Source organism: Chitinibacter sp. SCUT-21 (genome assembly GCA_041874755.1).
GTDB lineage: Bacteria > Pseudomonadota > Gammaproteobacteria > Burkholderiales > Chitinibacteraceae > Chitinibacter.
Map to the genome: position 1 here is coordinate 3,177,892 of CP102611.1, position 15,469 is coordinate 3,193,360.

A 15,469-nucleotide genomic window follows, 5' to 3' on the forward strand; every position below is an offset into this window, starting at 1 on the left:
CAGCTAGTGCTTTTTATCTGGAGCAAAAATCATTAATTGAATCCGCTACTGTATTTGACGTTCCCTTGCCACAACTGGAAAGTCTAGTACGAAATGCTGGAGTGAGCATGGCGAAGGTGCTGAAAATGATTGCTCAGGGCGGAGAACAGTGATTCTTTACGAAGACACAACAAAATCTGCCGACTGTATGTTTTGCAAATTAATCCAATAGGACGGGCTAGCAAGTCAGTCAAAGTGGAGGCTAGACTGATTAGCATTCGAAAGCGACGTGATTTTTAAGATAAATGATCCTTTGTAAGCTTCAGTCACGACATTAAAAATGCCCCTTCGCTGCAAGGGGCATTTTTATTGAGTCTAATTTCACGACTATATTAAACAATTCACGACTTTAATAGGATGAAATAGCATCCCCATCACAGCAATTTTATTATTCCACAGTCACAGATTTTGCTAGATTTCTTGGTTTGTCGACATCGGTGCCTTTGCGGTGTGCTGTATGGTAGGCCAGTAGTTGCAATGGAATGGTAAAGACGATGGGGGCCAGTGGGCCGGTGTTAAGTGGTAAAAATACAGCGGATTTCACGTAGGGTAGTGCTGCTTCACAGCCTGGCTCGGCAATCAGATAGATTTGTCCACCGCGCGCTTCGACTTCTCGCAGATTAGACATGAGTTTTTCAAATAATCCATCGTTGGCTGCGCAAACGATGATGGGCATATTTTCATCGACTAAAGCCAGTGGACCGTGTTTAAGCTCGCCGGCGGCATACCCTTCGGCGTGTATGTAGGCAATTTCTTTGAGCTTGAGTGCGCCTTCTAGGGCGATTGGGTAAAGCGTATTACGGCCTAGATACAGAGTGTGTTCGAAATGACTGAGCGATTGTGACCACGCCTCGATATATGTTTCTAAACTCAATACACCACTGATCATCGCTGGCAGGCGTGGTAACCAGTTGGCTAGCTCTGCTAATTGATCAGCGGTTAGGGTTTTACGTGCACATGCTAGGCTGCCGGCGAAAAGATACAGTGCGGCCAGCTGGGTGGTAAAGGCTTTGGTCGATGCTACGCCAATTTCGATCCCTGCTTGGGTTAAGAGAGTGAGATCCGCTTCGCGAGTCAAGGTTGAATGCGGCACGTTACATAGCGCCAACGTGCTGACTTGGCCACGCTCTTTCGCATTGCGAATTGCCGCCAATAGATCGGCAGTTTCGCCTGATTGAGAGATGGCAATGATCAAAGTCCCCGCTTGTTCCCGGCCTTGGCTATACCTGTATTCGCTTGCAATGTCGACGCTGACTGGCATACCGGTATATGCCTCTATCCAGTATCTGGCTACAAGACCTGCATGGTAGCTTGAGCCACAAGCAATGATTCGGATGGCCGTGGCTTGGTTAAAGATTTGCTCTGCAGTGCTGCCAAACAGTGCTGGGTTAAAGCCTTCATGTAGTGCTGGGTTGATGGTGTTGGCCAGTGCCAGGGGCTGCTCAAAAATTTCCTTTTGCATATAGTGGCGATAAGGTCCTAATTCGGCCGAATCACTACAAACATCCAGCATTCTCACCTGCCGGTGAACTACTTCGCCCTGTTTATTCCAAATCTGTATTGCTTGTCCATCTAGCAGGGCGATATCACCTTCTTCGAGGTAAATCATTTTTTGCGTAAGAGGGAGTAGGGCTGCAATATCTGAGGCAAAGAAGCTTTCCTGAAAACCTTGGCCAATGACTAGTGGGCTGCCTTGTCGGGCGCAGATGACTTGGTGAGGATGAAGGCTGCTTAGTACGCCAATTGCAAACGCACCCTTGAGCAATTGAATAGATGCTTGTACCCCGGAGAGAAAATCCGGCGTTTTGTTAAGTTCGTAATCAATTAGGTGAGCGATGACTTCGGTATCGGTGTCAGAACTAAATGCATAGCCACATTCAATGAGTTCAGCTTTTAGCTCGGCAAAATTTTCAATGATGCCATTGTGTACCACCATCACCTTGCTCCCACCTAAGTGGGGATGTGCATTGGCTTCGGTGGGTGCGCCATGCGTTGCCCAACGGGTGTGTGCAATCCCTGTGAAACCGCTGGTTTGAGCCGCTTTTTTTGCCAAGTCGGCGACGCGGCCAGCGACGCGTACACGCTCTAATTCGCATGCAGTGGCACTCGAGTTAATGACGGCAATACCGCTTGAGTCGTAACCACGATATTCCAGCCTTGATAATCCTTCCAAAAGCATGGGCACTACATTGCGAGTCGAGATCGCGCCTACAATTCCACACATGGTTTCATCCTTGAATGATGCGTTGCACAAGCGAACTTTAGGGGACTGTGTGATTACTGTCGCTAGATAAAACACCTTATGCAGTAATGGCAAGGGAATTTTTCTTGGGTGACCGTTAGACGGATGGCCCTATCAAAGCTAAGGTGGCTCGCTAGAGTGAACTATAGGTTTTATGCGGGTTGGAGCGTGATATGGCGAATCAATTATTAAGTTTAGGGGTGATCGGCGTACGTTTACTTGATCGAATATTGACAGCCAAAGCACTCTACCCTGAGGAGTTGGCAGATCAGATCGTGGATGACATCAATCTGTATCTAAGCCGAGCCCCGGATGCTGAAAAGGCGATGCTGTTTAATTTGGCTTGCGAGGTGCATGAGGCACTAGCGGGGCGCTATGGCCGGGTTGATACACCCCAGACTCGGCTAGATATTTCACATTTGATGGGTTTGCTGGTCTATCGAGCCAAAATGAGCGCTGGCCAAGGCCGTTGATAATATTTGTGCCGATCCCGTAATTACTGTGCGGCTTTTTCTTTCTATATGCTTAATAAAGAGGAGTGATTTGAGGTTTTGAGTTATGCTTGGGTGCAATGAGTGTATACCAATGGCAGATTGAGCAATGAAATTCAAAACCTCGGAATTAATTGAGCCCCTAGTAGCCTTAGGGGCTTTATTTTTATTATGTCTTACAGTCTATGCCATTATGAAACCATTTTTGGCTGCTAGTTTGTGGGCTGCGATTTTGGTGTTGAGCACGTGGCAGCCTTATATGTATTTAGTGAACAAGCTCAATGGTCGCAGAGCTCTGGCCGCGATTATATTGCTTGTCACACTTTGCTTATTTTTCTTGCTACCGGTTTTGTATGCGGCGAGTGATTTTGCCAGTGTGGGGGTTAGTTTCTTTGACAATGTGCGGCGAAGTTTTGAAGCTGGTTGGCCGGCATTGCCAGAGTGGTTGGTTCAGCTTCCCTTGGTCGGTACATCGTTAAATGATTTTTGGGTCGGAATAGGGGCTCATGATGCTAAAACGATGTCTATGATCCGAGGGCTAATTGCGCCTATCTCGCAATGGGCCATTATGATCGCGAGTGAAATTGGTGGAGGCATGTTGTTGATGTTTATGAGCCTATTTATTGCCTTTTTTATCTACCAAGATGGTGAGCATATCCGTGAGTGGGTTCGAGGTCTGATGTCACGAATTGCAGGAGAAAGAAGTACTGATCTGCTGGCGGTTTCTGTCGTCTCAACCAAAGGCGTGGTATACGGATTTCTCGGTACTGCAATTGCTCAGGCCTTATTATCATGGGTTGCGTACTTGATTGCTGGTGTACCGAATGCGCTCTCGCTGGGGTTTGCGAGTTTTATCCTTGCATTGTTACCTGGCGGCCCTGTTTTGTTGGGGTTACCTGCAGCGGCGTGGTTGTATCACCAGGGTGATATTGGTTGGGCAATTTTCTTGGCGGCATGGATGTTGTTGGTGGTGAGCTCGGCCGATAATGTGATAAAGCCACTTTTGATCGGCAAGGGCAGTAATTTGCCATTTATATTAATTCTATTTGGCGTTTTAGGTGGCGCAATCGCTTTTGGTATGCTCGGTGTTTTCATTGGCCCTGTGTTGTTGACCATTTTCTATGAAATTGCTCGCACTTGGATTTTGCGTCCAGCGGCTTTGCCACCTGATGCTATCGTGGGCAAGCCAGAAGATGTAACTAGACTGCCTTAAATTGAAAAGCCCGACGTTATCGATGTCGGGCTTTTTATTCTCGATGTAATTCAACTTACAATTTGAATTTGTGTACGAGCTCAGCTAGCTGTGACGAGACTGATTTGATCGAATGAGCTGCACTAACGGTGCCTTGAGCGGCTGACATTGTGCCATTAGATGATTGCGCCACTTCATCTACATCATTGCGAATTTGAGTGCTGGCACCGACTTGCTCGGCCAGAGCGTGACCAATTGCGCCAACAACGATAGAGGTAGCTTCCGTTTCTTGTCGGATCGCTTTAACCGCTTCACCGCCTTCTTTTGCTTGTCGTATCCCTTCTTTTAGTTGAACAAACATTTCATCCATGCGACTTTTCGCATTTTGACTACTACCTTGAACTGCGGTGATGGTTTGTCCAATTTCTTGAGTGGCAGCACTGGTGCGCTCGGCTAATTTGCGAACTTCATCGGCCACTACGGCAAATCCGCGACCCATATCGCCGGCACGAGCAGCTTCGATGGCTGCATTCAGCGCGAGCAAGTTGGTTTGATCCGCGACATCTCGAATAACCGCAATGACAGCCGAAATACTAACGACGCGCTGAGCTAAGTCGTCGATACTACTTTGCGTATCGCCTACTGCTTGTTCAATATCTGCAAATCGATTCACCGCGGCAGAAATGACTGTTAAACCTTTTGCTGAGATTTCTGTTGCTGATTCGCTTTGTTGGCGGGCTGTGGCGGCTTGTTCAGCTGCAGATCGTGTTTGCTCCGCAAAATTTTCGGCCGTATGGGCGATGCGCGTTGAGGCATTGCCTTGAGCTTCAATGAGTCGATTGCTGTCTTGTGCTCTAGAGACAATATCATCACTGGTGTGGTGCAAGGTGTTAACCGCTTGTGATAGCTGAGCCAGCACCGCACGAAGTGACGAACGCATGCGTAAAACGGACCCATAAATACTATGTGGGTTCGCCTGATGAACTTCACGATTGTCTTGTAAATCACCATCGGCAACGGCTTGTACTAATTTGAGAACTTCGGCGGGTTCTCCACCTAAGTCATTTAAGATTCTGCGCACGGCATTGAGCATGAAGAAGGCAACAATACCAGCAACAATAAGACAAATAATCACCTGCCAACGCGCTTCCGACCAAAAACGCGCATCGGCCTCTGCAAAGCTGACTCCATTTCCGACAATCCAACCCCAGCGAGGGGTTTTTGCGGCCACAGACAATAGATCGACTACTTTGCCTTCGCGTTCGGATGTCCAAGGATACTCGGTCAATGCCCCTCCAGATTTTTCAAGAGCTGCCACAGCCAGTGCACCTACACTGCCGCCTTTTGCATCTTTAAATTCATTAAAACTGGTGCCGTGCAGCTGTGGGTCAAGCGGGGTTGCTACAAAATTAAGCTTCTCATCCGTAACATATACATACTCAGATGGGTGATATTTGTTTTCACGTAATATCTGTGTGGCGATTTGCTTGGCTTGTTCTTCAGATAGCTTGCCACTGGCCGCCATGTTCTCGAGCTGAACGATAGTCAGATAGGTGCTTTTCATGAGCTGTTCAATGCGCGAACGATTATCCTTCGCGCTCATTTCACGCATCGTCGTTAAACCGACCAGCATCATGGCGACCAATGCGATGAGAACGCCAATTGATAGCGTCCAAGCTTTTAGTTTTAATGACATAAATTTCGCCTTCTATAAGTTTTTGCTGCGAATAAAACAATACCAATAAAACATTAGCAATGTCTTATGTTTCTATTTGTCCAGAACCCAAAAACTGCACTTTGCCTTTAAGGTGTACATCTAGCTTAGTATCGATTTGCAAATAAAGATGCGATAAACGCGTGATCGCTTTTTCAATCGTATGGCCCTGCTCAATTTTTACCTGAAAGGGCAATCTACCTCCGCTTGCTAGATGCGCGCTAGCTAAATTAAGTGCAGAACTAGCTGCGCCAAAGTCTTCGTAAATGTTGAAGTGATCCACAGTAAAACTGCGCATCGTGATGAGGTCGCCATCACGATGCCAGATTGCAACTTGTGTCGCCTGCTTTGGGCTTTCTGCGTACTCAGCGAGTAGGGCGGAATGTGGGCGCGCTTGCAGAACATTTTGGCGTGAACGTACTTGTACGATTAACTGCTCGACTCCTGTGTCGGCAAAAAGCATAGGCATCAAAATGTCATGACTGTGAATCCCCAAGGCAAAAGCAATCTCTACTTGTCCCTTCGTAGATGGGCGAGTTCTACCTGCCGGGCAATTTAGGTGGAAATATTCTCCCTCTTGCCCAAGCTGATAGCTGCCAGCTGAACAGTGGAGGGTAATGGGGGCTGCAGGCAATGTTTTGTCTTGTAGTAGTAATGCCGCCGCGCCCAGTAAGCCTTTTCCGGAAAAAGGGAGGCTAAATTGGGGGTGAAAGAAACTCACTTGGGCTTTGTTTCTATTTAGAAAAACAACCTCATTCCCCCCCATTTGATAAGCCAACATTTGCTGTTCATGCTCGGAGAGCTGGGCCGAGTGCTCAAATATTACTAATGAATCACCCGAACCTGACTTTTCTGAAAAAATACTCGCCAAATAAAAAGGAAAAGTCGCCATTTAAGAATTCCGTTCAAAGTTTCTGCGCGAATCAGCGGCAGAGATCGTGAGTTTTTGTTAGAATACGCAAAATTTTTTTGTCTTGAATTTGCCGAAATTGGATTGCCATGTCTGTGATCGAACCTATTGCTGAAAAGGATCTACCGCTCAAGCGTGATTTGGATCTGCTCGCCGCCTTGTTGTCTGACACTATCCGCGAACAGGCCGGTTCGGCCACCGCAGAGCAAATCGAATCAATTCGAGAGCTCGCTGTTCGTTACGTTCAGGGTCATGACCCCGACGCAGGTAAAGCTTTGGCAAGGTCTCTTTCGACCTTGGATATGCCCACCACGATGGCATTGGTGCGCGCCTTTAGCTATTTTTCGCACTTGTCCAATATAGCAGAGGATTTGCATCACAACCGCCGTCGTCGTGTGCATAAAATTGCCGGCTCTAAGCCACAGCGCGGCAGTATTTCCGCGGTGCTGGAAACATTGACCGATCGGCAGGTTAAGCCTTCTGAGATTCTAGCCATGTTGGCCGATACATTAATCGCGCCAGTGATGACGGCTCACCCAACGGAAGTAAAGCGCAAAACCATCCTTGAATGTCATCGTGCTTTAGCTGATTTACTGACTCAACGTGATCGTAGCCAAATGACGCCGGAAGAAATCGCCGCGAATCAAGAGGCGATGGAACGCGTGATGCTGACGCTGTGGCAAACGCGTGAAGTCCGTACCGTAAAATTAACGGTGCAAGACGAAATCGAAAATGGTGCGACGTATTTCCGCAATACTTTCTTGCATGAAATTCCTCGCCTGTATCAAGACATGGAAGATCGCCTGTCTGAGATGACGGGTGAGCAAGTTACGTTGCCTAATTTCATCCAAGTAGGTAGCTGGATTGGTGGTGACCGTGATGGCAATCCGTTTGTCACTGCCGATGTAATGCGCTATGCCGTATCACGCCAAGCTGGCGTTGCGCTCGATTACTACTACCAGCAATGTTTAAAGCTCGAAGGCGAGCTTTCAATGTCAACCCGTTTGGTGCAGGTAGATCAAGACTTATCTGCCTTGGCAGCAACAGCGAGCGATGATGTCGTTCGCAAGTCTGAAGAGCCATATCGCTTAGCCGTATCTGCGATTGCATCGCGCATTTTTGCTACCGCCATTGAAATTGGCACTTTCCATCATCAGTTGCACGATGTTGCGCGAGCTCAGCCGTATGAAAATGCTGATCAACTATCTGCAGATTTGGCGATTATTGCGCGCTCATTAAAAGCGCATGGTGCTGCTAAATTAGCGGATGGTCGCCTACGCCGTCTGCAACGTGCGGTATCCGTATTTGGCTTCTTCTTAGCCCCAATCGATATGCGTCAGTTTGCGGGCCTGCATGAAAAAATGATTAGCGAACTCTTCAACCGCGCTGGTTTGGAAGAGTATATGGCTTTGGATGAAAACAGCCGTCGCGTCGTATTGTTGCGTGAATTGGCCAGCCCACGGCCGCTGATCTGTCCGCACGATGTGTCCTACAGCCCAGACGTGCAGCAAGAGTTGGATATCTTAAAAGCTGCGGCGGAAATTCAGGCGCGCTATGGCGAAGCTGTACTGCCAAACTACATTATTTCAAACTGTGCTTCAGTATCGGACATGCTCGAAGTTGCAGTCTTGCTGAACGACGTTGGTTTGGTGTCATTGGCGCCAACCGTGCGCAGCAAGGTCAATATCATCCCATTGTTCGAAACCACTGGCGATTTGCGCGCCAGCGGCGAGATCATGACGGACTTGTTCGCAATCCCACAATGGCGCCAATTGGTTGCTTGCCGTGGCGACGTGCAAGAAGTGATGTTGGGCTACTCAGATTCGAATAAAGATGGTGGTTACCTCACTTCGAATTGGGAGCTCTACAAAGCTGAATTGACCTTGGTTGATGTATTTAATAAGGCGGGTATCAAGCTGCGCCTATTCCATGGCCGTGGTGGTACGGTTGGTCGTGGTGGTGGCCCAGCTTATGATGCTATCTTGGCGCAGCCAATTGGTTCGGTAAATGGTCAAATCCGTATCACCGAGCAAGGTGAAGTAATTACCGCAAAATACGCTGATCGCGAAGTAGGTCGTCGTAATCTGGAAATCTTGGTGGCCGCTACTTTGGATGCGAGCTTCCCATTACCGTATGACGTAGATCCAACTGCACGCCGTGCTTTGATGGAGCGACTGTCGAATGCTGCATACCGCTTCTACCGTGATTTGGTGTATGCAACGCCTGACTTTATCACTTACTTCTTGGAAGCAACGCCAATCAAGGAAATTCCGAACCTGAATATCGGTTCACGCCCATCGGCGCGTAAAAACACCAGCAGCATTTCTGATTTGCGCGCAATTCCTTGGGTATTCTCTTGGTCGCAATGCCGCTTGATGCTTCCGGGCTGGTACGGTTTTGGTAATGCAATTCAAGAGTATTTAGCAGAAGCGGGTGATGAAGGCTTGCAAACCCTGAATCATTTGTACAAAACATGGCCGTTCTTCCAAACGACGATTTCCAATATGGAAATGGTGTTGGCAAAATCGGATATCGCCATTGCCGCGCGTTATTCAGAATTGGTGCAAGATCAAGATGTGGCAAAACGCATCTTTGGTCGTATCAAAGATGAATGGCAGCGTGCTGTGGATTCCGTGTTGGCGATTACTGGTCACGAAGAATTGCTCGGCGACAACCCAATGTTGGCACGTAGTTTGAATAACCGCCTGCCATACCTTGATCCGCTCAATCATTTGCAAGTAGAGTTACTCAAGCGCATCCGCGCTGGCGATGACAGCGAAGAATTGCGCCACGCCGTGCATCTAACTATTAATGGCGTAGCAGCAGGTTTGCGCAATAGCGGTTAATTGTCCATCATTGGTCAAGCGTCAACCGACTAAACACCAATGACAAAGGAGCCACCGATGAGTCGAACAAAATCCCAGATTTTACTCGGCTTGACGGTGGTTTTTTTTATGGTGCACGCGCAGGCCGCCGTGCCTAGTCATTTTGGCGATAAAGTAGAAAACGCGCTGGCTTGCCGCAGCGAATGGTCAACCGATTATTGGCGCAGCTATTTTCGGCAATACCTACAAGCCCCGATTCGCACGTGGGGAGAAGCTGAATGGTTTCTTGCGCAAGATGCTGAGTTAGCGGGTAATCGAACCGAAGAAGTGTTTGTAAATGTGCCCGAATCAGGCGCCTTGATGGTGGGGGCCTTGATTAATAAACCGTTGGCGGATGTGAAAAAAAATATTGAAGATAAGATGGGTTTTGGCTTTGTACAACTGGCGGGCCCTTATCCACGCTGGCTCTCAAAATTTGGCAGTGTTTTGGTTGAAGTGGGGCCAGAGCAAACTAAATGGTATTGCGCACGCTGGCATTTGGGGAATCGACCTTAGGGTATGTGCTTAAAGTCAATTTTTAGCATGCTTTATGATCTTATACCTATCCAATGTATATTTTTTTCACTCCCGCTGAAGGCTAGGCGATAATACGTTTTTGCCTTTTTCGCCGTATTCCATGTTACCCATCCAATCTCACTATCCACTCACCAAGCTCAATACCTTTGGCCTGCAATCATATGCGGAACAATTCTTGCGTATTGAAAGCATTGAACAATTACAAGAGTGTATTCGCAACCCAGAGTTACGAGCCATGACATGGTCACTACTTGGTGGCGGTTCAAATTTGGTGTTGGCTGAATTGGTTCATGGCTTAGTACTCAAAATCGATCTACTCGGAAAAACGCTTGTTGCTGAAGATGCCGATGCTTGGTATGTCCAGGCGGCGGCAGGAGAAAATTGGCATCAATTCGTGCAGTGGACAATCGCACAGGGCTGGGGTGGTCTGGAAAACTTATCCCTCATTCCCGGCACAGTGGGCGCATCGCCGGTGCAAAATATCGGCGCCTATGGCGTTGAGATCAAGGATGTGATGCATGAATTAAAGGCGGTGCATTTGCACTCTGGAGAGCTTAAAACATTTACGCATGATGAATGTCGATTTGCTTATCGCGATAGTTTTTTCAAGCAAGAAGGGGCTGGCTTATGGTGTATTGTCGCGGTAACTTTCCGCCTAGCCAAAGAGCACCTAGCGAAAACTAGTTATGGCGAGATCGAGCAGGAATTAGCAACCCAGAGTTTAGCCATTAATGCGGCAAATATTGCCAAAGCGGTGATTGCGGTACGTCAACGAAAATTGCCCGATCCTGCTGTGTTAGGCAATGCGGGCAGTTATTTCAAAAACCCCATCGTCCCAAATCAAATCGCGCAAACTCTGAAGCAGCAATACCCAGGTTTGGTCTTGTATCCCGTAGATGCTAATCACAGTAAATTAGCCGCCGGTTGGCTGATCGATCAGGCCGGTTGGAAGGGGCGGCAATTGGGGCCAGTCGGCATGTATCAGCGGCAAGCCTTAGTCATGGTCAATCATGGCGGGGCGAGTGCATCGGATGTGAAAGCGCTCGAGAAAGAAATTCAACTAGCTGTGCAGCAAAAATACCAAGTAACCATCGAAGCAGAGCCGATTAGCTGGAACTAGGCAGGATTAAAAATCCTGCCTAGCATTTCAGTTTATTTGAAAAACTCAGCAGGTTTGCCAATCAGGTAGCCCTGTGCAGCATTAAATTTCATTGATTTAAGTTGCTCAAGCTGCGCTTCAGTTTCTAAGCCTTGCGCAATGGTGCTGATATTGAGCGAGTGCGCCACTTCGAGAAGTGACATTAGCATCTTGCGGGTATCTTCATGATCCGCCATGTCATTTACCAAGCGACGATCAATCTTGATGTAGTCTGGGCGCAAAGTTGGCAATAGTGAAGCCGCCGCAGCTGAAAAACCAAAATGATCGATGCCAAATTTAAAGCCCAAATCGTGCAAAAGCTTGGCTAGGCGTTTGGCTAGCTCAGGGTGCGCGACAATCTGGTGCTCGGGGACTTCAAAATAGATTTGGCTTCGCCTGTGAACGAGTAAATTAAGCTGCTTGATAAAGGTATCCTGTCCCTCAATAGAGCCCAGCGTGCCAAGTAGACCGATATTAAGCGCAAACGCTTGATCAATTTCATGTGCAGTTTGATTGATTTTCTCAATCGCATAATCAAAAACAGATTGCTCGGTTTTTTCAAGCAGACCATGCCGTGCCGCCATGGGAACGAATAGGGCGGCTTTGATGGGGTTGGCTTCGTGGTGTAGTAGTACAGTCGTTAATTCGTAATGATGAAGCCGACCTAATTGTAAGTCTTGAACAGCTTGCGCTTTGATATGCCAAGATTTCTGCCTAATAGCAGCTTGTAAAATTTCACGCCATGCTTGAGAGCCACTTGGTTGCTCCGCGTGTTCAGTATCAAGGCGGGTATGTTGGAAGTTCTCGCCGCCACTAAAAATAGCTTGCTGTAGGGCGAGATCAAGGGCGCCCAATAATTGGCCCTTATTGGTCGTTGCTGCAAATTCAACGAGCGCTATGCCGTAACGGATAGGGCGGGTGGATTTGATTGTAATGCTTCGCACTGCGAGTAAAAAATCGTCTACTTTTTGAAAAGCTTGATCGGCATTTTCTGAATAAAACAGGGCAAAAAGTGTCGAGCCATTTAAGCGTGAGCAGATTGATGCCTGCTCACCGATGCAGTCCTTTAGTGCCGCAGCCAACTCCCGAATCAGAGCATCACCACCTGGATAACCTTCTAGCTGATTAATTTCAATCAGATTATCGATTTGCAAGGCCAGCGCCGAGCCCGTCATCCCTTTCGGGTGGTTTGCCAGAATATCGCCCAAGCGCAAATCCACGCTACGTCGATTGTCTAGCCCAGATGTTGGATCAGTAAATGCTTGATGCCGGTATTCTTCTGCGCGTTGTTGTTCGATCGACAAAAATTGGCGAACTCGCTCCAGCATCAGGTTGAATGCGGCAACGACACTGCGAAATTCACGTGTACTGGGTATGTAATCAATCGCATTGAAACGCCGTTGTTGTACTTCATGGGCTGAATGCTCAATTGCGCTGAGCGGTCGCAGCAAAAGGCGCACTAAGAAAAACATGGCGAACAGGCTGCAGACGTAGACCAGCAAAAGGATGAACGCAGTGTGCTTGAGTGATAACCAAAGTTGCTTATAAGCAATAGCCGGTTCACTGGTAACAACCACGCGGCCCATTTGTTTCCAGCCATCGCTGATTAATGCATTACCTGGGGTTAAGTTTAAAGGAAATTGATGAATAAACCATTCAGGTACGCCTTCGATGGTTTTATTTTGCTGCATTTGGGCAAGACGAATCCCACGGGTAGAAATAATTTCGATGTGTTGATAATAACCGCGATCAAGTAATGATTTGATCATGGTTTCGGCCAAAATAATATCGCCTTTAGCAATGGCACGAGAAATTGGATAGGCCAGCGATGAGGCAGCATCTTGTGCAGTGGCAGATAATTGGCTTTCTGCATATTGCTTGGTGCTATTTACACGCTCAATAAATAAACCAATGATCAGGGCAGTAAAAAGGGCTGTTAAACCAAGTAAAAACTGCAATCTGAGGGTCATTCTTGAGCCTTTATTGAAAAAAAATATGACTATCAAGTTAAAAGAGGATATTTGCTTATTTTGGCTCGATTTGATCAAGCGTTCGTGCACACCAGCCCAAAGCTAAAATTGTGCTAAACAGTAAAGCATTTGCTGGAATTTGCATATTAAAGTCAACCAGAGAGTGCAATAGAATATAAATAATGGCCATGAATACACCAAGTGCGATACCTTTAGCCATTGGGTTACGTCTAAGCTGAATGGCGCGCAAACATTGCCATAGCGTACTAATAATCAGCAGGGCAAACAAGCTAAACCCAATTACGCCAAAGTCTGTCAAAATTTCCACGTAATCATTATGCGCATGGTCATAGTAGCCCCGCGATTCCGTTGGGCGATACTGCGGGAAAATTGTATAAAATGTACCCGCGCCAGAGCCTAACCAAAAATAATCACGAATGGCAGGTATCGCATATTCAACAGGCAAAGATCGCTCTTCAATCGATTCTTCGGTGTGGGGTTTTACGAAGTTGAGCTCATTGCCGGCATTTTGTTTGGCTTGTGCAAGCATCGAAGCGCGCTGTGCTTTGCTAACTTGTGTGGCCTCAAGCCGTTCTACCACCTTATCTAGGCCTACCCATTGGCCCAAAATCCAGATATCAATCACAATCAGGCTGGCTAGTAAAACAAAAACCACTTTGCGGGTTTTGGGGCTATAGAAAGCATACAATGCCAAGCTAAACAGCATGGCAATAAAAAACCCAGCATTGCCCATGCGTGAGCGAGTCATCACTAAAGCAATGACTAAAATCACCAACACTAGGCGCAGCAGCATTTTTTTGCTGAGTAAAAAATCCAGTGTTCTAACTATCCATTTGCCACTATTGCTTGCGCTGCCTTTTTCAAGTTGTACCAAAAAAAGCCCAATGCCAATACACAGACTCATAGCCAGCATGGCTGCGGCATTATTGTGATATACAAAAGTGCCTAGCATTCGGTCATGAATCACTTCGCTAGTGAATAACTGGTAATGGGCATTAATCGAGAAAAGAAAGCCGCCCACTAAAGCCTGAAATACTGCACTGGCCAGTAGGGCGTAGGCGATTATTTTCATCCTGCGGGTGGAGCGAATTAATAAGCAGGTAAAGAAAAAAGCCGAAAAATAAACAAAAACCAACGAGCCCATCAGCTGGGTTTGCGCCAGATTAAGCGTGGCGCTAACACTGTCTGCGCTTAAAACACTGCTGTGAAGGAGTGCTGTATTTGGCGAAATCGCTTGTAGAATACTGTATGGTAGGGGTATTGACTGTACGGCGATTAAAACTATAATCCCAGTGAGAATACCGCAAGGGAGTATGATGTGGCGTATGCGCTGAATTAATGGGTTTAGCTGCTTTCGATAAATAACAGCCGCAGCAACCCATTGTGCAATAGTGATCAACACTAAGATACCCACGGCCCAGGTGCGATTACTAGCCAGTGGAATTGGCGCCCAAATAATTTGTGCAATCAGCAAAAAAAAAAGGGTGCTATCACTGCGATGGTCGAGTTGAAGAGTCATGAATTTGGAATTATTAATTGCGGCACATAAAAAAGAAGATGCCCTAGGGCATCTTCTGATTGGGAATTGAATTCAATGGCGCTTAATTTTTCGACACAGAGGAACCACCGCCGCCACCTAAAGATGGTGTGCTAGGGAAGCTAAGTACCGGCGCTGGTTGGTTGTTTGCAGCGGGTGCGGCAGCATCACCGCTGTTATTGGGGCCAGCTGCTGTAGATGCGTTATTTGCAGCTACAACCGCAGTAGCAACGGCTGAATTGGCAGCTTCGGCAGAGACACCAGCCGCCTGCAGGCCCGCTTTTACGTCGGCTTCGGGCGCTTTCGCCGCAACCATTGCTGCTGCTACAGCTTGAGGGGCAACGCCAGCTTTAGCCAAAGCAGCGGTTACGGTAGTGGCAGGTAAACCAGCAGCAACCATCGCCGATGCTACGCTTTCAGCAGATACACCAGCAGCAAGAGCTTGTGCTGCGATTTGTTCTGCAGTCTTGCCAGCTTTCTTTTGAGCCGCGACTTCTTTCGCAACATCAGCTGGTTTCATTGCTTTAGTAAATTCAGCGTTTGCGCTAGTGCTAATAACAGCAGCGAAAGCAAAACCAAGTAGAGTTAATTTAAAATTCATGGGAGGTCACCTTGTTAGGGGGTGGCGGATACAGTTACCGCGAGGTTAGTGAGCTAGGCCACAGCTGTCAACAAAGAATCGACGAAATGCAGCTGATTTATGAAGTTTTTTCATAATTGAAACAACTTGAGTGCAAGCAGGAGTAAACATTAGTAGATGCTACAAAAGGTAAGGCTAATATATTGATATTCAAATGTTTATTGAATCAATTGA

The 15,469-nt window shown here is 47.3% G+C and carries 11 protein-coding genes; 5 read left to right on the top strand and 6 right to left on the bottom strand.

Going from position 1 to position 15,469, the window contains the following annotated elements; genetic code table 11:
* Positions 1–427 precede the first annotated feature (427 nt).
* Positions 428–2,263 carry a glutamine--fructose-6-phosphate transaminase (isomerizing) gene (gene glmS, locus NT239_14845; GenBank protein ID XGA71018.1) on the bottom strand — a complete coding sequence of 612 codons (1,836 nt, stop codon included), beginning with the start codon at positions 2,261–2,263 and terminating at the stop codon, positions 428–430.
* Positions 2,264–2,454: 191 nt separating this feature from the next.
* Between glmS and NT239_14850 the strand changes: the two genes are divergently transcribed.
* A complete protein-coding gene (locus NT239_14850) occupies positions 2,455–2,754 on the top strand; it encodes a hypothetical protein (protein XGA71019.1) in 300 nt (99 codons plus the stop codon).
* A gap of 127 nt (positions 2,755–2,881) precedes the next feature.
* Positions 2,882–3,985 carry an AI-2E family transporter gene (locus tag NT239_14855; protein XGA71020.1) on the top strand — a complete coding sequence of 368 codons (1,104 nt, stop codon included), beginning with the start codon at positions 2,882–2,884 and terminating at the stop codon, positions 3,983–3,985.
* A gap of 55 nt (positions 3,986–4,040) precedes the next feature.
* On the opposite strand, the gene NT239_14860 is transcribed toward NT239_14855, so the two are convergent.
* Both NT239_14860 and NT239_14865 read right to left on the bottom strand, forming a co-directional pair.
* Positions 4,041–5,660 carry a methyl-accepting chemotaxis protein gene (locus tag NT239_14860; protein XGA71021.1) on the bottom strand — a complete coding sequence of 540 codons (1,620 nt, stop codon included), beginning with the start codon at positions 5,658–5,660 and terminating at the stop codon, positions 4,041–4,043.
* Positions 5,661–5,724: 64 nt separating this feature from the next.
* Positions 5,725–6,570: a PhzF family phenazine biosynthesis protein gene (locus NT239_14865; GenBank protein XGA71022.1), complete on the bottom strand. Its 846-nt coding sequence runs from the start codon at positions 6,568–6,570 to the stop codon at positions 5,725–5,727.
* Between the two features lie 107 nt (positions 6,571–6,677).
* Between NT239_14865 and ppc the strand changes: the two genes are divergently transcribed.
* From ppc to murB, 3 genes are all read left to right on the top strand, one after another.
* Positions 6,678–9,434, top strand: a complete 2,757-nt coding sequence (gene ppc / locus NT239_14870) for a phosphoenolpyruvate carboxylase (protein ID XGA71023.1) — start codon at positions 6,678–6,680, stop codon at positions 9,432–9,434.
* Positions 9,435–9,491: 57 nt separating this feature from the next.
* Positions 9,492–9,968 carry a hypothetical protein gene (locus tag NT239_14875; GenBank protein XGA71024.1) on the top strand — a complete coding sequence of 159 codons (477 nt, stop codon included), beginning with the start codon at positions 9,492–9,494 and terminating at the stop codon, positions 9,966–9,968.
* Between the two features lie 121 nt (positions 9,969–10,089).
* Positions 10,090–11,109, top strand: a complete 1,020-nt coding sequence (gene murB, locus NT239_14880; GenBank protein XGA71025.1) for a UDP-N-acetylmuramate dehydrogenase — start codon at positions 10,090–10,092, stop codon at positions 11,107–11,109.
* 32 nt (positions 11,110–11,141) lie between these two features.
* On the opposite strand, the gene NT239_14885 is transcribed toward murB, so the two are convergent.
* The 3 genes from NT239_14885 to NT239_14895 form a co-directional block, all read right to left on the bottom strand.
* Positions 11,142–13,097 carry an EAL domain-containing protein gene (locus tag NT239_14885; GenBank protein XGA71026.1) on the bottom strand — a complete coding sequence of 652 codons (1,956 nt, stop codon included), beginning with the start codon at positions 13,095–13,097 and terminating at the stop codon, positions 11,142–11,144.
* 55 nt (positions 13,098–13,152) lie between these two features.
* On the bottom strand, positions 13,153–14,190 hold the full coding sequence (locus NT239_14890; protein ID XGA71027.1) for an O-antigen ligase family protein: 1,038 nt from the start codon (positions 14,188–14,190) through the stop codon (positions 13,153–13,155).
* A 529-nt stretch (positions 14,191–14,719) separates the two neighbouring features.
* Complete coding sequence (locus NT239_14895; protein XGA71028.1) at positions 14,720–15,256, bottom strand: hypothetical protein; 537 nt, start codon at positions 15,254–15,256, stop codon at positions 14,720–14,722.
* Positions 15,257–15,469: the final 213 nt, after the last annotated feature.

Excerpts from the sequence above, each read along its gene's own strand:
- NT239_14890 (XGA71027.1), bottom strand. The coding sequence starts at position 14,190 with ATGAAAATAATCGCCTACGCCCTACTGGCCAGTGCAGTATTTCAGGCT.
- NT239_14895 (XGA71028.1), bottom strand. The coding sequence starts at position 15,256 with ATGAATTTTAAATTAACTCTACTTGGTTTTGCTTTCGCTGCTGTTATT.
- NT239_14865 (XGA71022.1), bottom strand. The coding sequence starts at position 6,570 with ATGGCGACTTTTCCTTTTTATTTGGCGAGTATTTTTTCAGAAAAGTCA.
- glmS (XGA71018.1), bottom strand. The coding sequence starts at position 2,263 with ATGTGTGGAATTGTAGGCGCGATCTCGACTCGCAATGTAGTGCCCATG.
- NT239_14885 (XGA71026.1), bottom strand. The coding sequence starts at position 13,097 with ATGACCCTCAGATTGCAGTTTTTACTTGGTTTAACAGCCCTTTTTACT.
- murB (XGA71025.1), top strand. The coding sequence starts at position 10,090 with ATGTTACCCATCCAATCTCACTATCCACTCACCAAGCTCAATACCTTT.
- NT239_14875 (XGA71024.1), top strand. The coding sequence starts at position 9,492 with ATGAGTCGAACAAAATCCCAGATTTTACTCGGCTTGACGGTGGTTTTT.
- ppc (XGA71023.1), top strand. The coding sequence starts at position 6,678 with ATGTCTGTGATCGAACCTATTGCTGAAAAGGATCTACCGCTCAAGCGT.
- NT239_14860 (XGA71021.1), bottom strand. The coding sequence starts at position 5,660 with ATGTCATTAAAACTAAAAGCTTGGACGCTATCAATTGGCGTTCTCATC.
- NT239_14855 (XGA71020.1), top strand. The coding sequence starts at position 2,882 with ATGAAATTCAAAACCTCGGAATTAATTGAGCCCCTAGTAGCCTTAGGG.
- NT239_14850 (XGA71019.1), top strand. The coding sequence starts at position 2,455 with ATGGCGAATCAATTATTAAGTTTAGGGGTGATCGGCGTACGTTTACTT.